This window comes from Thermodesulfobacteriota bacterium, assembly GCA_040757775.1.
Classification (GTDB): domain Bacteria; phylum Desulfobacterota; class UBA8473; order UBA8473; family UBA8473; genus UBA8473.
Map to the genome: position 1 here is coordinate 96,880 of JBFLWQ010000002.1, position 16,400 is coordinate 113,279.

The window sequence follows — 16,400 nt, forward strand, 5'->3', positions numbered from 1 at the left end:
ACCTAATCGAATAATGCGCAGAATCCACGTTTCTAAAATGCTTGAAGCAAGTCTTGGGTAGATAAAAAAGACTGCTTTAGAGAGCGGAAAAGGGAATTTTATAGAGCGAACTTATTAATAACCGGGGAGCTTCGGAAAGATTTCCCTTTACAAGAGAGACATGGCTTCTTAGTCCTTTCAGTCTTTAATGGCTGGAGGATAAACTTATGAAGGAAATAAAGAGAAAGGGCATAAAATATGCACCCTGTCAAACTATATACACTCAGTACCTGCAGCCATTGTAAGGCTGCCAAGAACTTGATGGACGACTTGAATGTAAAATATGAATTTACAGATGTGGACATGCTTTCCGGCAAAGAAAGGGCTGCCATTCTGGAAGAAGTTAAAAAATACAACTCTGCATGCTCGTTTCCAACTATTATTATTGGCAACAAAGTAATCGTTGGTTTTAAAGAAAAGGAGATAAAGGAGGCATTGGGGCTATAATGGATCTGGAACAGCTTTACGAGATTTTACGAAAGGCACAGGAGCCAAAAGGCTACTTTTTTAACGCGGATAAGGATAGGGTGGTAGGCCTTCTTAAGGGTCTTCTCATCAATAAAGACCGTTATGGCTATATGTCTTGCCCCTGTCGGCTGGCCTCAAACAACAAAGAGGAGGATAAGGATATAATCTGCCCCTGTATATACCGCACACCAGACGTAGCAGAATACGGAAGCTGCTATTGCAATCTCTATGTCTCAAAAGACTGGAACGATGGTAAAATTCCTCACGTGTATATACCTGAGAGGAGACCAGCAGAAAGTTAGAAAGGGATGCCATTATTAGAAAAGATTGAAGAAGCCAAAGAGTATATCATTGCCAAGACTAAAATTACACCCAGGATTGGAATTTTGCTGGGGACTGGACTTGGGGGATTGGTTGACAGGATAAATGTAAAAACTTCCATTCCTTATGAGGGAATACCGAATTTCCCGCGATCAACAGTGGAAGGTCATATGGGAAATCTGGTCATTGGTTCTTTGGCTGAAAGGGAAGTAGTTGTGATGCAGGGGAGGTTTCACTATTATGAGGGCTACTCCATGCAGCAGGTGACCTTTGCTATCCGTGTGATGAATGCCCTTGGTGTTGAAGTACTGATAGTATCGAATGCAGCCGGCGGGTTGAATCCCGAATTTAACCCTGGAGATATAATGATAATAACCGATCATATAAATCTTACAGGGGGTAATCCACTAATCGGTCCCAATATAGACGCTTTAGGTCCTCGGTTTCCCGATATGTCCCAGCCATATACTAAAGACATAGTTAGTCTTACAGAAAGGGTGGCATCAGAGGAAAAGATTCGTATTCAGAAAGGCATCTATGTCGGTCTTATGGGGCCAAGTCTGGAAACAGCTGCTGAAACTCGTTTTCTAAGAATGATCGGGGCCGATGCGGTTGGTATGTCCACTGTCCCGGAGGTCATAGTTGCCGTACATTCCGGGATGAAAGTACTGGGTCTTTCGGTAATCTCGAATCTGAACATACCGGACAACTTAAAACCCCATTCCCTGGAAGAGATAATTGATGTAGCCAATAACACAGCTCCCAGGCTGGTAAAGCTGATAGAAAGGGTGGTTCAAGAGATAGAAGTAATTGAAAGAAAGAAGAGAAAGTAAGATATGAACAATACAGGGCAAAATAAAAAAGTTGATTTTTTAATCTATTGTGACACCATACTTACAATGGTTCCGGGCAGGGAGATTATCAACAACGGCGTTATAGTTATAAAAGATGATTTAATAGAGTTCCTTGGTGAAGAGAATTCTTTAGAAGAATCTTTTAATGCTGAAGAGACTATAATTGCCAGGAGAAGCCTTATTATGCCCGGTCTGATAAATTCCCATACACATGCTGCAATGACCTGTTTCAGAGGTATTGCCGACGATCTGCCTTTGATGGAGTGGCTGACTGAATACATATTCCCGGTAGAAAGCAAGGCTGACGGAGAACTGGTATATTACGGATCATTACTGGCATGTGCCGAGATGATACTCTCCGGTACCACTACATTCTGTGATATGTATTTTTTCGAAGACAAGGTCGCTGAGGCTGCGAAGGCAGCCGGGATCAGGGCTGTAGTCGGTGAAGTCCTGTTTGATTTCCCATCTCCAAATATTAAGACTCACAAGGAAGGTTTGGAATATACTGAGTGGTTAATCAATAAATGGACAGGGGACCCCCTGATTACCCCTGCAGTTGAGCCTCACGCTGTTTACACCTGCTCTCCGGAATTTTTGATGGATACAAAGAGGCTTTCAGACAGGTATGGTGTTCCACTTATTATCCATCTTTCAGAATCCGAGAGTGAGGTCAGAGAGGTCAAAGAGAAATACGGGAAAAGCCCGGTTTACCTCCTGGACAGTATTGGTTTTCTGGGTAAAAACCTTATAGCTGATCATTGTGTCTGCTTGACAGAGGATGAGATGGATATTCTGAAAGAACATGGAGTAAAGGTTGTTCACATGCCTGAAAGCAATATGAAACTGGCGTCCGGAGTAGCACCTGTTCCAGAACTAATGTCCAGAGAAATTGCCGTCGGTCTTGGTACCGATGGATGTGCCAGCAACAACAACCTGGATATGTTTCAGGAGATGGATACCGCCGCTAAGATACATAAGGTTTACAGAGGTGATCCAACAGTGATGAACGCCAGGGAAGTGGTAGGGTTGGCTACTATTGGCGGTGCCAGGGTATTGGACATCAACAACAAGGTTGGAACCCTGGAAGTTGGGAAAAAGGCTGACTTGATAATAATTGATATGGACAAACCCCATCTTACGCCACTTTACAATATATATTCACACCTGGTATATACGGTCAGCGGAGCAGACGTTACAACTGCCATTATCAATGGAAAGCTGGTTATGAAAGACCGAAGGCTTCTGACTATTGACAAAGATGAAGTTATGGAAAAGGTTAGGCAGATTGCTTTGAGAGTAAAGGGTAGCTTGGACAGCCGCTGATTTTAATGCTTGCAAAAAAATTTACCAGAGAAAAAAACTGGATTTTCTCTGGTAATTAATGTATAGAGAAAAATATGGTTAAAAGGCAATGGTAAGTTTGTAGCCTCTAATTAGTTCATCCTGAAAAATTCCCTTTTCCGCTCTCTGGTGCAGGTTTTTTGACCCATCTATGACTTGCTCCAGGCATTTTCAGGAACTCCCCGCCTCTGGCGGGTCAAACACCTGAAAATGCTTATCTTCCGCTTCATCAAGATGGGTACCCCAAAAATCCTGCTCATGTTCGCTCCAAAAGAAATTTTTAATTTTTCAGGGTAGACTAATTAACACAGGGGTAATTATGAAAGGCGTCTTTCTCTGATTCCCAAAGTTACTGAGAAACCAGAGGATGGTGCCTTTTTTATTTGTTTGGAACTACGAGCCGTAAAAAATAAGAAAGGGGAAATATGAAAATGAAAAGAAGGCTATTCACGGCAATTGCACTGTTGGCAAGTATTTTTTTCATGGCGGATTCACCCGCTCAGGCAAAGGACGTCAGAGGGGTCACGGACACCTCGATAATAATCGGGTCAATAGGCGATCATACAGGGCCCACTTCGAATTTTGCAATTCCAATCGTTGCTGCCTGTAAGAACTTTTTTCTAGGTGTAAATGATGGGGGGGGTATCCACAGCAGAAAGATAAAATTCATCATAGAGGACTCTCGTTATTCTATCCCTTCGGCAATGGCTGCCTTTAAAAAGCTGGTGTCTAAAGACCAGGTACTGGCACTCTTAGGCCCTGTCTCTGTCGGCGAAACCAGAGTACTGTTTCGCCATATTAAAGAAAACAATGTTCCCTGTTTACCCTATGCCCCTGATAGGTCGATAATGGAGCCGTATAAACGTTACATATTCCCTGCAAACGGTTTCTATGATAACGAATTAGGTGTAATATTTAATCACATCTTTGATGAGTTAAAGGCTAAGAATCCGAAGATTGCTCTCTGCTACCCAGATGTGGAATCGGGAAAAGTTGTTAAGAGAGCAACGGAGGGATGGGGAGAGTCCTTTGGAATAAAAATTCATTTCGAGATTGTTCCTCTTAGCGCAATTGATGTTACATCCCAAATTTTGAGCATGAAGAAAGCTGGGATAACCCATATTTTAGTACATCACGTCGCACCAGGGGCTGCCGCCCTTCTCAACGGACTCAGGAGGTTCGGTTTAAATATCCCCGTTTTTGGGACATCTGCAACAACTACAGAGGATATCATAGGGATTAGCGGCGAAGCAGTAAAAAACTTTACAGGTGTGAGTCCTTACAGTTCGTGGTATGAGGAAAACCCTGGGATAGTAGATATGAGGAAGATAAGCATGAAATATAATCCGGATGCTGAAAAGTCTTACAGAATCAAAACCTATTCTATTGGCTGGGCTACGGCATACACTCTTTTTGAAGGACTCAGGAGAGCAGGAAAAAACCTGAATTCCGAAACCTTGGTGGATGCATTGGAGAGTATAAAAGACCTGGACACACGGGGTATATGTGGTCCTATAACATATACACCTGAAATTCATCACGGGTTGAATTACAATAAGCTTTTCAGAGCTGAGCCTGCAACCGTTAAACTTGTCCCCATAAGTGACTGGAGGTTGCCGCCTTCAAAAAAATGACAGTCTGGAGGCAAAATCAGATATTTAAATGTTGTGAGGGCAAACCCAAATCACACAGGGGTGATCATGAGGTTATCTTTATTCAATTTCCAAGGGTATAAAGGGAAAAAGGAAGGCGCTTTTTTATTAAGAATGGAGGAACGTTAATTACTTAGTTCTTACAAAAAAAGGGGGTATGCTTATGAAAAGAAAGGAAAGGTTTTTTGTAGCTGGAATTATCGTATTTTTTTTAATAACTCTTATGGCTTCTTCAAGCCCGGCACAATCAGTAAGAGGGGTCACTGAAAGCACAATACAGGTAGGTGCTATTTGGGATATGACAGGGCCAGTTGCCGGGATAATGATTCCTATCGTAGATGGAATCAGGACATATACGAGATATGTGAATGATCAGGGGGGGATTAATGGGAGGAAGATCAAGTTGATCCTGGAGGATGACCGCTACAGTATCCCTATGGCTGTGGCGGCATTTAAAAAACTGTTATTTAGAGATAAGATATTTACGCTGTTAGGGCCTGGTTCTAGTGGAGAAACAGCTGTTTTAATGAGACACATAATGGAACAAAAACTTCCTGCCTTTCCCCTTGCTGCGGATACAGAGGTCGTTGATCCTTATAAGAGATACCTTTTCTTAGCCATAGATACGTATGATAACCAGACAGGGGTTCTGCTTGATTGGATGGTTCAGGAATCGAAGCCTAAGAAAGCCAGGATAGCATGCATTGTTCTTGATATTGGTGCTAAGGTACAGTTTCTGAGAGCAGTCAAGAAGTGGTCTAAATTTTTTGATCTGGATGTTCCGGTTGTTATGACTGTATTAGGTGCTTTAGACCTCACCTCCGAGATATTGCTACTAAAAAAGGAAAAACCGGATTATGTAATACCATTTCTCACTACTGACGCAATAGTTGCGCTCCTCAGAGACTCAAAAAAACTCGGGCTTGACAGCAATGTATATGCAACGTATTCAGGAACCGGTGAGGATGTTGTCAACGGTGCCAAAAAGTTAGCGAATAAATTCTTTGGAGTTCATTTTTACAGTTCCTGGTACGATGACACCCCGGGAATGGCAGAGATGAGAAAGATAACACTTCAATATTATCCTGGAACGGAAAAACCCTACAGACCTAAAAATTATACCATCGGCTGGATGATGGCAACACTACTTTACGAAGGGATAAAGAGGGCGGGTAAAGACCTGGATAATGAGAAACTCATAGATGCATTAGAAACCTTTAAAAATTTTGACACGAAAGGGATAGGTGGTTCCATTACCTACACCTCGAAGAACCATGCAGGAATAACATACGATAAGATATACAAGGGCGATCCAGCTACAGGAAAGCTTATCCCGATAAGCGATTGGAGAAAGGCACCTGAAATCAAATAGAACCTGAATAAATTACCTTCACATTGCAATCTTCCAGAAGTTGTTTCCGTTTAGGGGTTTACTCATCGGTCAGGAGATGGTCGTTTAAATGACATCCGATGAATAGCATATTGACAGAAACTTTGAGACAGGCTATAAAGAAAAGTCACAGGGCGATTAGCTCAGAGGATAGAGCGTTGGTCTCCGGAACCAGAGGCCGTGGGTTCGAATCCCACATCGCCCGCCAATAACCCTATTTATAATTAAAAAACCCAGGATTATAAAGACCAAAACTTATACTCCTTCTAATAATGTCAGGGGGGAAAATGGCTTCCCAAATGGCATATGTAAATCACATTCGCAAAAGCAAGGGGTTGCCTGACCTCACTGAAAGCGATTTTGAGCTGATCTCTATCAATCAGGCTCGAAAAAAGGTAGGGTTGTCAGAGCTAATTTGTAAACAAAGAGAATGCATCGTTTGTGGAAAGGATTTCAAATCCTTCGATGCTTCCCATCGTGTATGTGATAAGTGTCGCCCAAAATGGGTAAAAAAAAGGGACGAGCTTGAAAAGGCATTCATAAATATCGAGAATACAGAAACATTCGAACTCCTGGATATAGAAGAAGTCAGCATCTTTGAAGTAATTGAATGAACATTTACAAACAGCCATTCTGTTTACTACATATACCGCCATATAGTATGTAACCCATCGATAGTAGGACAAAAATAACCAACTTCTGTGTTTTTTTGATTCATTGGTATTTTGATGTTAAAGCGGAAGGGATCCCGGAAAGTCTATAAAAAACTCAAGAGGAAAGGTAGAAGGTAAATATGGCAAATGATTTCTATCGGGAAGAACACAGAATCTTTCGCGAGACATTAAGGAAATTTCTACAAAAGGAAGTAGTACCACATATTGAAGAATGGGAAGAAACAGGCGTAGTTCCTCGGGAGATCTGGTACAAATGCGGTGAACAGGGCTTTCTTTGTCCGTGGGCAGATGAGAAATACGGTGGTTTTAACGCAGGGTTTGAGTATTCGGTTATTATTATTGAAGAGATAGCAAGGGCTGGTGCAGGTTGTTTAGGAGCAGGGATACATAACGATATCATTGCTCCCTATCTTGGTGACTATGGAAACGAGGAACAAAAGGCAAAGTGGATGCCTGGATGTACTTCAGGTCATTGCATTACTGCTATTGCTATGACAGAACCAGATGCCGGCTCAGACCTTCAGGCCATGCGCACCACGGCAATAAAAGATGGCAATTCCTATGTTGTTAACGGTCAAAAGATATTCATATCCAACGGCGTAAGCTGTGACCTGGCAATAGTAGCCTGCAAAACAGATCCAAAGGCAAACCCTCCCCATAAGGGGATTAGTCTACTCTTGATAGAAGACGGGACACCTGGCTTTAAACACGACAGGAAACTCCATAAGCTCGGCTTACGAGGCCAGGATACTGCTGAGTTGGTCTTCGAAGACTGCCGTGTGCCTGAGTCAAACCTCCTGGGCGAAGAAGGTATGGCTTTTGCCTATATGATGAAGAATCTCCAGCAAGAGCGGCTTGTGATAACAATTGGTGCCCAGGCAGATACAGAAGAGGCACTCAGGCAAACCATTGAGTACTGCAAAAGTCGAACTGCTTTTGATAGACCCATAAGTAAATTCCAGCACAATACATTCAAAATCGTGGAGTTAGCAACTGAAGTAGAGCTAGGCAGAACCTTCCTGGATACTCTAATAGCCGACCATATAGCAGGGAAAGATATTGTAAAAAAGGTTTCTATGGCAAAGTGGTGGATTACAGAAATGGCTAACAGGGTGGCATACCATTGCTTACAGCTCTACGGAGGCTACGGATTTATGGAAGAGTACTCTATAGCCAGAAGATACCGTGATGCCAGAGCATATACCATTGTTGGCGGCACCACAGAGGTTATGAAAGTCGTTATTGGAGGGCTTATTGGGCTTTAAACAAAGAAGGAGGATTGTGTTATTCACGTGAAATTACCATCTGAAGAACCAGTTATTATAGAGCCGAGAAAAGGCAGAACAGAGTCAAATGTGGAAGAAACGGTACTTTTGTTTTTCTCACCTACAGATCTTAAGATCGCCTTCAATGTATTAAATCTGGATGAATCACGAACAAGAAGATTGAATTTCGCCAAATTGTACGACCTGAATCTCAATGGCAATCGATTCTCCATTGCCGGTCCTGCAATGGGAGCTCCTATCGCTGTGATACTCATGGAGAGGTTGATTGCCATGGGAGCCAGAAATATAGTTGGCATAGGCTCATGTGGCTCTCTCCAAAAAGACATTCGTATAGGAGACTATATAATTCCTGCCGAGGCACTAATAGAGGAAGGGACATCCCAGCATTATCCTCTGGGTGAACCGATTCCCAAGGCCAGCAAAAAGATTTTGAAATACCTGAAGGACCGTTGTATGTCAAATAATCTTAACTTCACTATAGGCAAGGTATGGACAACAGATGCCCTCTTTCGGGAAACAATTGAAAAAATAACCACGTACCAAAATCAGAATGTCTTGGGGGTTGAAATGGAGATGTCAGCCCTCTTCACAGTGGGGACGTTCAGGGGAATTGATGCAGGAGGGTTATTGGTAGTTTCCGATGAACTGTTTACTTTAAAATGGAAATCTGGGTTTGGAGGGGACAAATATCTTTCAGCAATGAAAGCAGCCTGTGAAACTCTATTCTTCATCCCCACAGTTATGGTTTAACAAAGCGTCTCAAAAATAACATTCTAATGCTATCATTTCGAGTGAAACGAGAAATCTTATTGCCTCCTTTGGGGAATGGGACAAAAACCAAAAAATTCCCCTTTGATCACTTGACCCCTTTCTGCCTCTGGCGGACTTGAACCTTCAAGCTATACCGACAAGTCGGAATGATGGTTGACTTTCAAAAAGGTATAAGGAGAAAAAATATTGTCCAATATTAGAATCCTTGCTATCGACGTTGGAGGGGGAACACAGGATATCCTGCTGTATGAAGAGAGTAGCCCTGTGGAGAATTCCGTTAAGCTGATCTTGCCCTCTCAGACAAGGATCATAGCAAATCGTATTGCCAGGATAACACGAGATAGAAATGCCATCTTTCTGAAAGGGAACCTTATGGGAGGTGGCCCCTGTGTAATGGCAATAAGAAACCATATCAATGCCGGCCTCAAAGTATTTGCCACGGGGTTAGCAGCAAAGACCATCCACGATAACTTAACCAGAGTGGAGAAAATGGGAATAAAAATCGTTACTGACCCGCCCGAAGATGCAATACCAGTTGTACTGGGAGATATTGATCTAATTGCTCTTAAGAAGGCGCTATCCTGCTTTGACACGGAGCTTCCAGAGAATTTTGCAATTGCGGTTCAGGACCATGGTGAATGTATATATGGAAGCAATCGGAAGTTTCGGTTTCAACATTGGCAAGAATTTCTACAGAATGACGGGCAGATATCCCATTTAGCGTATCAGAGCCCGCCCCGGTACCTTACCAGAATGATGGCTCTGAAGAATGACCTTCCTGAGGCGATAGTCATGGACACAAGTACAGCGGCTATCATTGGAACCCTTTGTGACCCCTCAATAGAAAAAGAAAATAAAAAGGGGGTGGTCATTGTTAATGTTGGAAACCAGCATACTGTTGCTGCCCTGGTTAAAGACAGCAAAATGCTTGGGTTATTTGAACACCACAGTGGATCAATGACTCCAGAAAAATTGGAAGACTATATCCACCGTCTCTTAGAGGGAAGACTGACTAACGAGGAGGTATTTGAAGACGGTGGCCATGGGTGTTTTATCCAGCCTGGTTTCTCTCCGGGGAACGGATTTAAGTTAATATCTATAACAGGCCCTAAAAGAAGATTGGCAGAAGGTTTAGGGTACTACTTTGCTGTTCCCCACGGCGATATGATGTTAACAGGGTGTTTCGGGTTGGTAAGGGCTGCCATGGGATTTTTTGGTAAATAGTAAAAAAGGAGAGGTAATGCCAAAAACTAGAGCCCATGTTATAGTAAAAGGAAGGGTTCAGGGGGTTTATTTTCGTGCTGAAACCCAATATGAAGCAAGGCGACTAGGCGTAAACGGATGGGTGAGGAACCTGCGGGACAGAAGTGTTGAAGCTGTTTTTGAAGGAGAAGAAGACAGGGTTAAGAGTATGATTAAATGGTGTAATCACGGACCTGCAGGAGCAATAGTGGCAGATATTTCTATAGATTGGCAGGACTATAAAGGAGAATTTGACAGGTTTTCCATCACGTATTGAAACTGGTGAAAAAGCCTCACAGTCATCTTTTTGTTACACAAAAAATAAATATTAACAGCATAAATAAAATCAGTGAGGTACCATATGCCTGAATATTTACCATCGGCAATCTCTATAGTTTCAAAGCAGCGAAAGATATGATAACGATTATTCAAAATCTTCGAGATTTTGATAAGATTTTTACTGACACAAGTGAGCTTAAAGAACGCCTTATCGAGTCCATTGATAGTATTCTTTCCACAAAGGAGCAACTCTTGACGTTTCAAAATAGAATAATGGAACTCGAAAAGGAAAAAATCTCAGATAAACAGGGAGGGATAAGTTTATGTCTTCAAATCAGCAAAAAGGTTTTTGGCAGCATTTCTTCGACTCACTTACTATCCCGTGGGTGGACAAAACCATTGCCGTTCTGGCGGTGATGCCGTTTGTCTATATACTGTTTCGCATCATGATGCGCGGCGAAATGAACCTCCCCCGTGCCTCGATTGCGATTCAACTCCTTATAATAATAATAACAATGGTTATCCGCACCACGCCGATTCGCATAACACCCAATCCATGGTATTGGCTGCTGGCATTTGTAGTTACTTATTTCGGATTTTTTATCGCAGCATTTGCCCAGAAGGGAACTGCCCTTATCCCTGGTGTAATCCCGAATTTCCTTTCAATACTTGCCCTGGCTGTAGCTGTGTATGCACGTCTCAGTTTAGGTCGAAACATAGGTCTTGTTCCGGCTCAGCGGAATATCATCACACGCGGCGCGTACGGATTTGTCCGTCATCCAATCTATACGGGACTGATCCTCTCTTACGTTGGGTTCTCGCTTCGCATGTTCTCACCACGCAATGTGACGATGGCGCTCCTCGGTGTCGGCTTGATAGTGTTAAAGAGCTTCATAGAGGAAGGCTTCCTGCGGGAAGCTCCGGAGTATGCTGATTACATGGACCGTGTCCGATGGCGGTGGTTTCCCGGCCTGGCATAAGAACAAATGCCTGCATAATGCAGGAAGGAAGCTGAACAAAACAGCAACATTGGAAACCTCATGAGTTGAAACAACGGTATTAATGCCTGGCAGGAAAAATGAACTGCCTCGGCTAAATTAACAACCTGAAAAAATCTGAGCTGATCGGAGAACTAACTCTCTATCAAAGGGCTTTTTCTACAGGCTCAACGTTAAGGTACTAGGATAACATAATGATGGATTATGATGATTTCATTTATTTTGATGTACATACCCATTTCTTTCCTGAAAAATTATTACATGCTATTTGGGAATACATGGCTAGTCATTACTGGCCGGTTTATCTTAAAGACACGGCTAAAAATCTTGCTATGAAGCTGGTATCAAATTATAGGGTCAAACATTTTCTGATACTCAATTATGCTCACAAACCAGGTATTGCCAGTTCCATCAATGAATGGACAAACTCTTTTTGTTCTTCTCCCCAGTTGAAAGGTGTTGCCATACCATTTGGCACAATCCATCCTGGTGATACTGGAAACTCCGAAGAGATGGACCGAATTTTCTGTGATTTTGGCTTTGCAGGCATCAAACTTCAGCTGATGGTAACAGACTTTTATATCTCTGACCGGCGGATGAAAACTGTCTATGATAAAATAATAGAGTATGATAAGGTATTATTCGTTCATATTGGGACTTTTCCTTCCCACACAAATTACTTTCCAGGCTTAAAATTTCAGTTCCCTTACACAGGTGTAACCCATTTGGAACGTTTTATGGAAGAATATCCTGAAATGAAGGTTATTGTTCCCCACATGGGGGCTGATGAGTATGAAGAAATGTGGGAGCTCATAGAGAAGTATCCAAACCTTTATTTCGATACTGCGGGAATTGCGGTCAAAAACAATTCTCTTATTGATGATGGAATGCACTCTATCAACCACGAACAACTCTATGAGATTTCTGACCGTATTCTGTTTGGTAGTGACTTCCCGAACATCGGATGGGGATACCGTAACTCTGTTCTAGGGTGGTTGGAACGAGAAATGGACCGCACATTTTATGAAAAAGTATTTTATAAAAATGCCTCAAGGTTCTTTCGTGGATATATTTGATTTGTTTCCTTGTTTCCTCACTTCTCACCCTTCAACCATTCACATTCCCTCTTTAAGCCCTCGTAAAGCGTTACCTTATGCCGATAACCAAATATATTTTCTGCCTTCGAAATATCAGCCCATGTGTGACCTACATCTCCTTTTTGATTGTTTTTATATTCAATCTCTGCCTTAACGGATAAGATTTCCGTTAAGATTTTAAGCACAGAATTTATTGTTACTCTGGACCCTCCTCCAATATTAAAGATTTCACCGATAGAGTCTGACTTCATAGCAGAAATATTTGCCTCAACAAGGTCATCGATATACGTAAAATCCCTTGTCTGTTCTCCATCACCATAAACAGTTATCTCTTTCCCTTTTAACATAGAAGTAATAAATCTGTTAAATGCCATGTCTGGCCTTTGAGCAGGACCATATACAGTAAAGTAGCGTAAGGAAATCGTAGGTACTTTATAGTTTTTATAATACAGATAACACAAGTGCTCAGCCGCCAGTTTTGATACGCCATAGGGGGAGACCGGCCTTAAAATCGATGTCTCACGCATCGGCAGGTCCTCGGTATCTCCATACACAGAAGAAGACGAAGCAAAAATAAACCCTTTGATTCCGGAATTTATTGAAGCTTCTAGTAATCGTTGAGTGACCAAGATATTATTATCAGAATATATGCTAAAATTTTCTCCCCAACTGGCCCTTACCCCTGCCTGGGCAGCCTGGTGAAATATATAACTTACATCAGAAATCAATTCTCCAAGATCGATGGAAATCAGGTTTGCCTCAATAAATTTGAACTCCTCTCTTTTTTTTAACTCGTTAATATTCCTCTCTTTTAGTGCCCTTGGATAGTAATCTACGAAGCAGTCGATCCCTATGACCTCATAGCCTTCATTGATTAACCTTTTTGAAAGCTGGGAACCAATGAAGCCAGCAGCTCCTGTGACTAAACATTTCATAAGATTTCCGTAACCTCTCAATTAGTTTGGGGGTTTCTTCTCTTCTTCGACAGGATTGTCTCATACAAATTGGTTATTTTGTCTATCATCGTGTCGCAGCTAAATCTTTCTTCAACTAATTTCCTTCCGTTTTTGCCAATTCTCCGGGCAAATTCACTATCCTTAAGTAGTCGAAGAATGGCATTTGCTAATCCCTCTGCATCATTTGGCTCAATTAGTATCCCCGTCTGACCATCACTTATAACTTCTGGTATACCTCCCGCATTTGTTGCTACTACCGGTCTTGCCATTGCCATTGCCTGAATCAAGGCTTGAGGAACTCCCTCAGACGATTCAGAGGTTAACACTGATATATCCGAGACAGAAAGGATCTCCGGTATGTCTTCCCTGTAGCCTGTCATAATGGTAAAATCACTAATGCCAAGCTCTTCTATTTTTGCTTCTACATGTTTTCTCCTTGGTCCTTCCCCCACTATTAAGAATCTAGCTTCAGGGAAGTTTTTCAGTACCAATCTCGCTGCATCCAAAAAAATCTCATGCCTTTTCCAGCTTCTCAGAACAGCTACCATTGTAATAATCGGTGTTACACCATTTATTCCAAGCTCTTCCCTTAAATAATGTCCATCTATGTCAGGATCAAACTCTTGTAATTTAACGCCAGTGGGAATTGAAAAAATCCTACTATTATCAAGCTGATTTATCTTTACCATTCTCTCTTTTATAGATTCGCCAGTGGTTATTATGGCATCGGGAAGCCGATAGATGAAATTTAGAGGATTGGTAGATATTGGCACAGACAGATGTCGTGTTCTTATTAAAATTGGGCTCCTAGCTAATTTAACCGAAAAAGAAGCGATCCAGCTATCAACTGAACTATGAGTATTTACAATTTCAATCCTTTTTTCCTTTATCAGCCTGAATATTTTAAAAGACGCCGAGAGGTCGAAACTATGCCGCATAGGCATAGTGACAGTTGATATGCCTGCCTTTCTAGCCCTTTTATCTATCTCACTTTCTGGAGTAGATGCCAAGACTACGTAGTGCCCCCTCTTCTGAAACTCGGTAGCCTCCAGTAATATCCTCTTCTCCTGGCCACCCCAGCCATCAGACCATTCCGTATGCAGTATCTTATACAATTTTACTCCTTAGACTTTTTCACTTGAACCCCCCAGCCCCCCTTTCCAAAGGGGGGTGAAGGGGGGGGTAAATGTTTCATTTTTCAGGATGAACTATTTGGGTTAATTTCTGTGCTGCTAAAGAGAACACATCATCAACAGTTATTTCAGCCATACATTTTTTTGTGTCGCATTTTTTCTTGAAGCACGGGCTGCAGGCAACACTGCTTCTTATAACCGTATGACCATTACCATAAGGCCCGGTCCTCCATGGTGCTGTTGGACCAAATATGGCTATTACAGGCGTCTTCATCGCTGATGCAACATGCATGGGTCCTGTATCAGTCGTAATCATAAGGTCTGCTAAACTTAAAAGACATGCCAGCTGCTTAAGATTCATCTTGCCTGTGGTATTAAGTGCAGGGCTTCGCATTCTAGAAGATATGGCATTTATCGTCTGCAGATCATTTTTGCCCCCGGTAAAAACAATTCTTGCAGGAAGTTCATCGTTAATCCTATCGCACAAAAGGCTAAACTTCTCCCCCTCCCATAATTTAGTCTCCCATCCTGAAGCAGGATTGACAGCAATTATCCTTTCATTTTCATCTATTTCATTGTTCCTTAAAAACCCCTTAACATACTCCATATCTCTTTTGTCAAAGGGAATTAAAAACCTGGGGTTGTTGACCTCAACCCCTAGATATTTTATAAGATTCAGGTATCTTTCAACAGCATGCAAATCAGGGTTATAGGGGGAAACCCGTTCATTTAGAAAAAAATAACTAAACTCCCGGGTCTTATCATAGCCTAGTCTTCTTTCTCCACCACTTAACAAGGTTAGGATCCCACTTTTAAAAAGCCCCTGGAAGTCTATAACAAGATCATAATTCTTTTCTCTCAATCCTTTAATAAGAGACATGATCTCTCCAAAAGTCCGAAGGCAGGTAGATGGCTTAAAGATACTTTTCATCCATGTCTTCCTTTTAGATACTATTATGTTATCCAGACATGGGTGATTTCTAATTATCTGCTCTGCATCCTCTTCAATCAGCCAGGTAATGCGGCTATCAGGATATGCAGCACGTAAAGCCTCAAGAGAAGGAAGGGTATGAACCACATCTCCGATAGCACTTAATTTTACAATTAGGATTTCCATTGTTATTGTCTCACTCGGGGATTAGGAGAAAAACCCTCGCCTTTAGGCGAAGACTTCAGTTCGATCTTTTGCGCCGCAAGGGTTCGAGGATTCCAGGATTCGATAGTAGTAAAGAAAAGATTCTCCCTTGATCACTTGACCCCTTGAATCCTTGAACCCTCAAGCCATCGGCTTTAGCCGATGGTAGTTGACTTTATGTTTAAGTGTAGATCATGCAATATCCAGTTCACTGCCTCAAGTATATCCCTGGCAATGTAATGTGGCTGTCTCTTTGATCTTTCATTAAGGGATTCCATCTGGTCTTTGCCATAACCGGTCAAAACAAGAATTCCCTTAGCACCGACCTTATAGGCAGGCTCAATATCAGTTAGCTTATCTCCAATAACATAAGAATGAGAAAGGTCTATTTCCAGTTCGGCAGATGCCATGTTCAGCATTCCTGGAGCCGGTTTCCTGCAATTGCATTTTTTGCGATACTCGGGAGGTCCAATCTCTGGATGATGGGGACAGTAATATATGCCATCCAGGTAAACACCATTTTCCCCAAGTAATTCCCTCAACCTCACATGGATTTTTTCCACCATTTCTTCAGTGAAATATCCTCTGGCTACTCCTGACTGATTAGTAATAACAACTGCCTTAATCTGGTTTTCATTGATCAGTCTTATGGCATCAAGAGCGCGGGGCAATATGTTCAAATCACAGGGGTCCTTCAGGTAACCTGTCTCCTCATTTATAGTCCCATCCCTGTCCATAAAGACAGCTATATTCATTTTAGC

The 16,400-nt window shown here is 42.0% G+C and carries 17 protein-coding genes and 1 tRNA gene; 14 read left to right on the forward strand and 4 right to left on the reverse strand.

The genetic code is table 11. The features are described 5' to 3' along the window. Window positions 1-237 precede the first annotated feature (237 nt). The 14 genes from AB1401_01885 to AB1401_01950 all read left to right on the forward strand — a co-directional run bounded on the left by AB1401_01885 (window position 238) and on the right by AB1401_01950 (window position 12,394). A complete protein-coding gene (locus tag AB1401_01885; protein ID MEW6614207.1) occupies window positions 238-486 on the forward strand; it encodes a glutaredoxin family protein in 249 nt (82 codons plus the stop codon). Further along, window positions 486-809: a ferredoxin-thioredoxin reductase catalytic domain-containing protein gene (locus AB1401_01890; protein MEW6614208.1), complete on the forward strand. Its 324-nt coding sequence runs from the start codon at window positions 486-488 to the stop codon at window positions 807-809. The genes AB1401_01885 and AB1401_01890 overlap by 1 nt, the downstream gene beginning before the upstream one ends. A gap of 6 nt (window positions 810-815) precedes the next feature. Then, window positions 816-1,661 carry a purine-nucleoside phosphorylase gene (locus tag AB1401_01895; GenBank protein MEW6614209.1) on the forward strand — a complete coding sequence of 282 codons (846 nt, stop codon included), beginning with the start codon at window positions 816-818 and terminating at the stop codon, window positions 1,659-1,661. Window positions 1,662-1,664: 3 nt separating this feature from the next. Further along, the gene (locus AB1401_01900) at window positions 1,665-3,008 is read left to right on the forward strand and encodes an amidohydrolase (GenBank protein MEW6614210.1); all 1,344 of its coding nucleotides are present in this window, start codon (window positions 1,665-1,667) and stop codon (window positions 3,006-3,008) included. A gap of 449 nt (window positions 3,009-3,457) precedes the next feature. Then, the gene (locus AB1401_01905; protein ID MEW6614211.1) at window positions 3,458-4,660 is read left to right on the forward strand and encodes an ABC transporter substrate-binding protein; all 1,203 of its coding nucleotides are present in this window, start codon (window positions 3,458-3,460) and stop codon (window positions 4,658-4,660) included. A gap of 181 nt (window positions 4,661-4,841) precedes the next feature. Further along, window positions 4,842-6,050 carry an ABC transporter substrate-binding protein gene (locus tag AB1401_01910; GenBank protein ID MEW6614212.1) on the forward strand — a complete coding sequence of 403 codons (1,209 nt, stop codon included), beginning with the start codon at window positions 4,842-4,844 and terminating at the stop codon, window positions 6,048-6,050. A gap of 150 nt (window positions 6,051-6,200) precedes the next feature. Continuing rightward, window positions 6,201-6,276: transfer RNA gene (locus tag AB1401_01915), tRNA-Arg, on the forward strand. Window positions 6,277-6,355: 79 nt separating this feature from the next. Beyond that, entirely contained in the window at window positions 6,356-6,682 is a 327-nt protein-coding gene (locus tag AB1401_01920) for a hypothetical protein (protein ID MEW6614213.1), read from the forward strand. 179 nt (window positions 6,683-6,861) lie between these two features. Next, window positions 6,862-8,007 (forward strand): acyl-CoA dehydrogenase family protein, encoded by a 1,146-nt coding sequence (locus tag AB1401_01925; protein MEW6614214.1) that lies wholly within the window; start codon window positions 6,862-6,864, stop codon window positions 8,005-8,007. A gap of 27 nt (window positions 8,008-8,034) precedes the next feature. Continuing rightward, window positions 8,035-8,778 (forward strand): nucleoside phosphorylase, encoded by a 744-nt coding sequence (locus tag AB1401_01930; protein MEW6614215.1) that lies wholly within the window; start codon window positions 8,035-8,037, stop codon window positions 8,776-8,778. 207 nt (window positions 8,779-8,985) lie between these two features. After that, a complete protein-coding gene (locus AB1401_01935) occupies window positions 8,986-10,023 on the forward strand; it encodes a DUF1786 domain-containing protein (GenBank protein ID MEW6614216.1) in 1,038 nt (345 codons plus the stop codon). Window positions 10,024-10,039: 16 nt separating this feature from the next. Further along, entirely contained in the window at window positions 10,040-10,318 is a 279-nt protein-coding gene (locus AB1401_01940) for an acylphosphatase (GenBank protein ID MEW6614217.1), read from the forward strand. Between the two features lie 325 nt (window positions 10,319-10,643). Then, entirely contained in the window at window positions 10,644-11,300 is a 657-nt protein-coding gene (locus AB1401_01945; protein ID MEW6614218.1) for a methyltransferase, read from the forward strand. Between the two features lie 212 nt (window positions 11,301-11,512). After that, window positions 11,513-12,394 (forward strand): amidohydrolase family protein, encoded by an 882-nt coding sequence (locus AB1401_01950; GenBank protein ID MEW6614219.1) that lies wholly within the window; start codon window positions 11,513-11,515, stop codon window positions 12,392-12,394. A gap of 17 nt (window positions 12,395-12,411) precedes the next feature. Here the strand turns inward: AB1401_01950 and AB1401_01955 are convergent, their stop codons facing one another. From AB1401_01955 to AB1401_01970, 4 genes are all read right to left on the reverse strand, one after another. Further along, window positions 12,412-13,350, reverse strand: a complete 939-nt coding sequence (locus tag AB1401_01955; GenBank protein MEW6614220.1) for an NAD-dependent epimerase/dehydratase family protein — start codon at window positions 13,348-13,350, stop codon at window positions 12,412-12,414. A 17-nt stretch (window positions 13,351-13,367) separates the two neighbouring features. Next, the gene (locus tag AB1401_01960) at window positions 13,368-14,486 is read right to left on the reverse strand and encodes a glycosyltransferase family 4 protein (GenBank protein MEW6614221.1); all 1,119 of its coding nucleotides are present in this window, start codon (window positions 14,484-14,486) and stop codon (window positions 13,368-13,370) included. A 76-nt stretch (window positions 14,487-14,562) separates the two neighbouring features. Then, window positions 14,563-15,621 carry a glycosyltransferase family 9 protein gene (locus AB1401_01965; protein MEW6614222.1) on the reverse strand — a complete coding sequence of 353 codons (1,059 nt, stop codon included), beginning with the start codon at window positions 15,619-15,621 and terminating at the stop codon, window positions 14,563-14,565. A gap of 173 nt (window positions 15,622-15,794) precedes the next feature. Beyond that, on the reverse strand, window positions 15,795-16,394 hold the full coding sequence (locus AB1401_01970; GenBank protein ID MEW6614223.1) for an HAD family hydrolase: 600 nt from the start codon (window positions 16,392-16,394) through the stop codon (window positions 15,795-15,797). Window positions 16,395-16,400: the final 6 nt, after the last annotated feature.

Bases quoted from the DNA above. Each gene is read 5' to 3' on its own strand.
- AB1401_01945 (MEW6614218.1), top strand. From the start codon at position 10,644: ATGTCTTCAAATCAGCAAAAAGGTTTTTGGCAGCATTTCTTCGACTCA.
- AB1401_01965 (MEW6614222.1), bottom strand. From the start codon at position 15,621: ATGGAAATCCTAATTGTAAAATTAAGTGCTATCGGAGATGTGGTTCAT.
- AB1401_01910 (MEW6614212.1), top strand. From the start codon at position 4,842: ATGAAAAGAAAGGAAAGGTTTTTTGTAGCTGGAATTATCGTATTTTTT.
- AB1401_01905 (MEW6614211.1), top strand. From the start codon at position 3,458: ATGAAAAGAAGGCTATTCACGGCAATTGCACTGTTGGCAAGTATTTTT.
- AB1401_01970 (MEW6614223.1), bottom strand. From the start codon at position 16,394: ATGAATATAGCTGTCTTTATGGACAGGGATGGGACTATAAATGAGGAG.
- AB1401_01940 (MEW6614217.1), top strand. From the start codon at position 10,040: ATGCCAAAAACTAGAGCCCATGTTATAGTAAAAGGAAGGGTTCAGGGG.
- AB1401_01895 (MEW6614209.1), top strand. From the start codon at position 816: ATGCCATTATTAGAAAAGATTGAAGAAGCCAAAGAGTATATCATTGCC.
- AB1401_01950 (MEW6614219.1), top strand. From the start codon at position 11,513: ATGATGGATTATGATGATTTCATTTATTTTGATGTACATACCCATTTC.
- AB1401_01900 (MEW6614210.1), top strand. From the start codon at position 1,665: ATGAACAATACAGGGCAAAATAAAAAAGTTGATTTTTTAATCTATTGT.
- AB1401_01885 (MEW6614207.1), top strand. From the start codon at position 238: ATGCACCCTGTCAAACTATATACACTCAGTACCTGCAGCCATTGTAAG.
- AB1401_01920 (MEW6614213.1), top strand. From the start codon at position 6,356: ATGGCTTCCCAAATGGCATATGTAAATCACATTCGCAAAAGCAAGGGG.
- AB1401_01890 (MEW6614208.1), top strand. From the start codon at position 486: ATGGATCTGGAACAGCTTTACGAGATTTTACGAAAGGCACAGGAGCCA.
- AB1401_01925 (MEW6614214.1), top strand. From the start codon at position 6,862: ATGGCAAATGATTTCTATCGGGAAGAACACAGAATCTTTCGCGAGACA.
- AB1401_01955 (MEW6614220.1), bottom strand. From the start codon at position 13,350: ATGAAATGTTTAGTCACAGGAGCTGCTGGCTTCATTGGTTCCCAGCTT.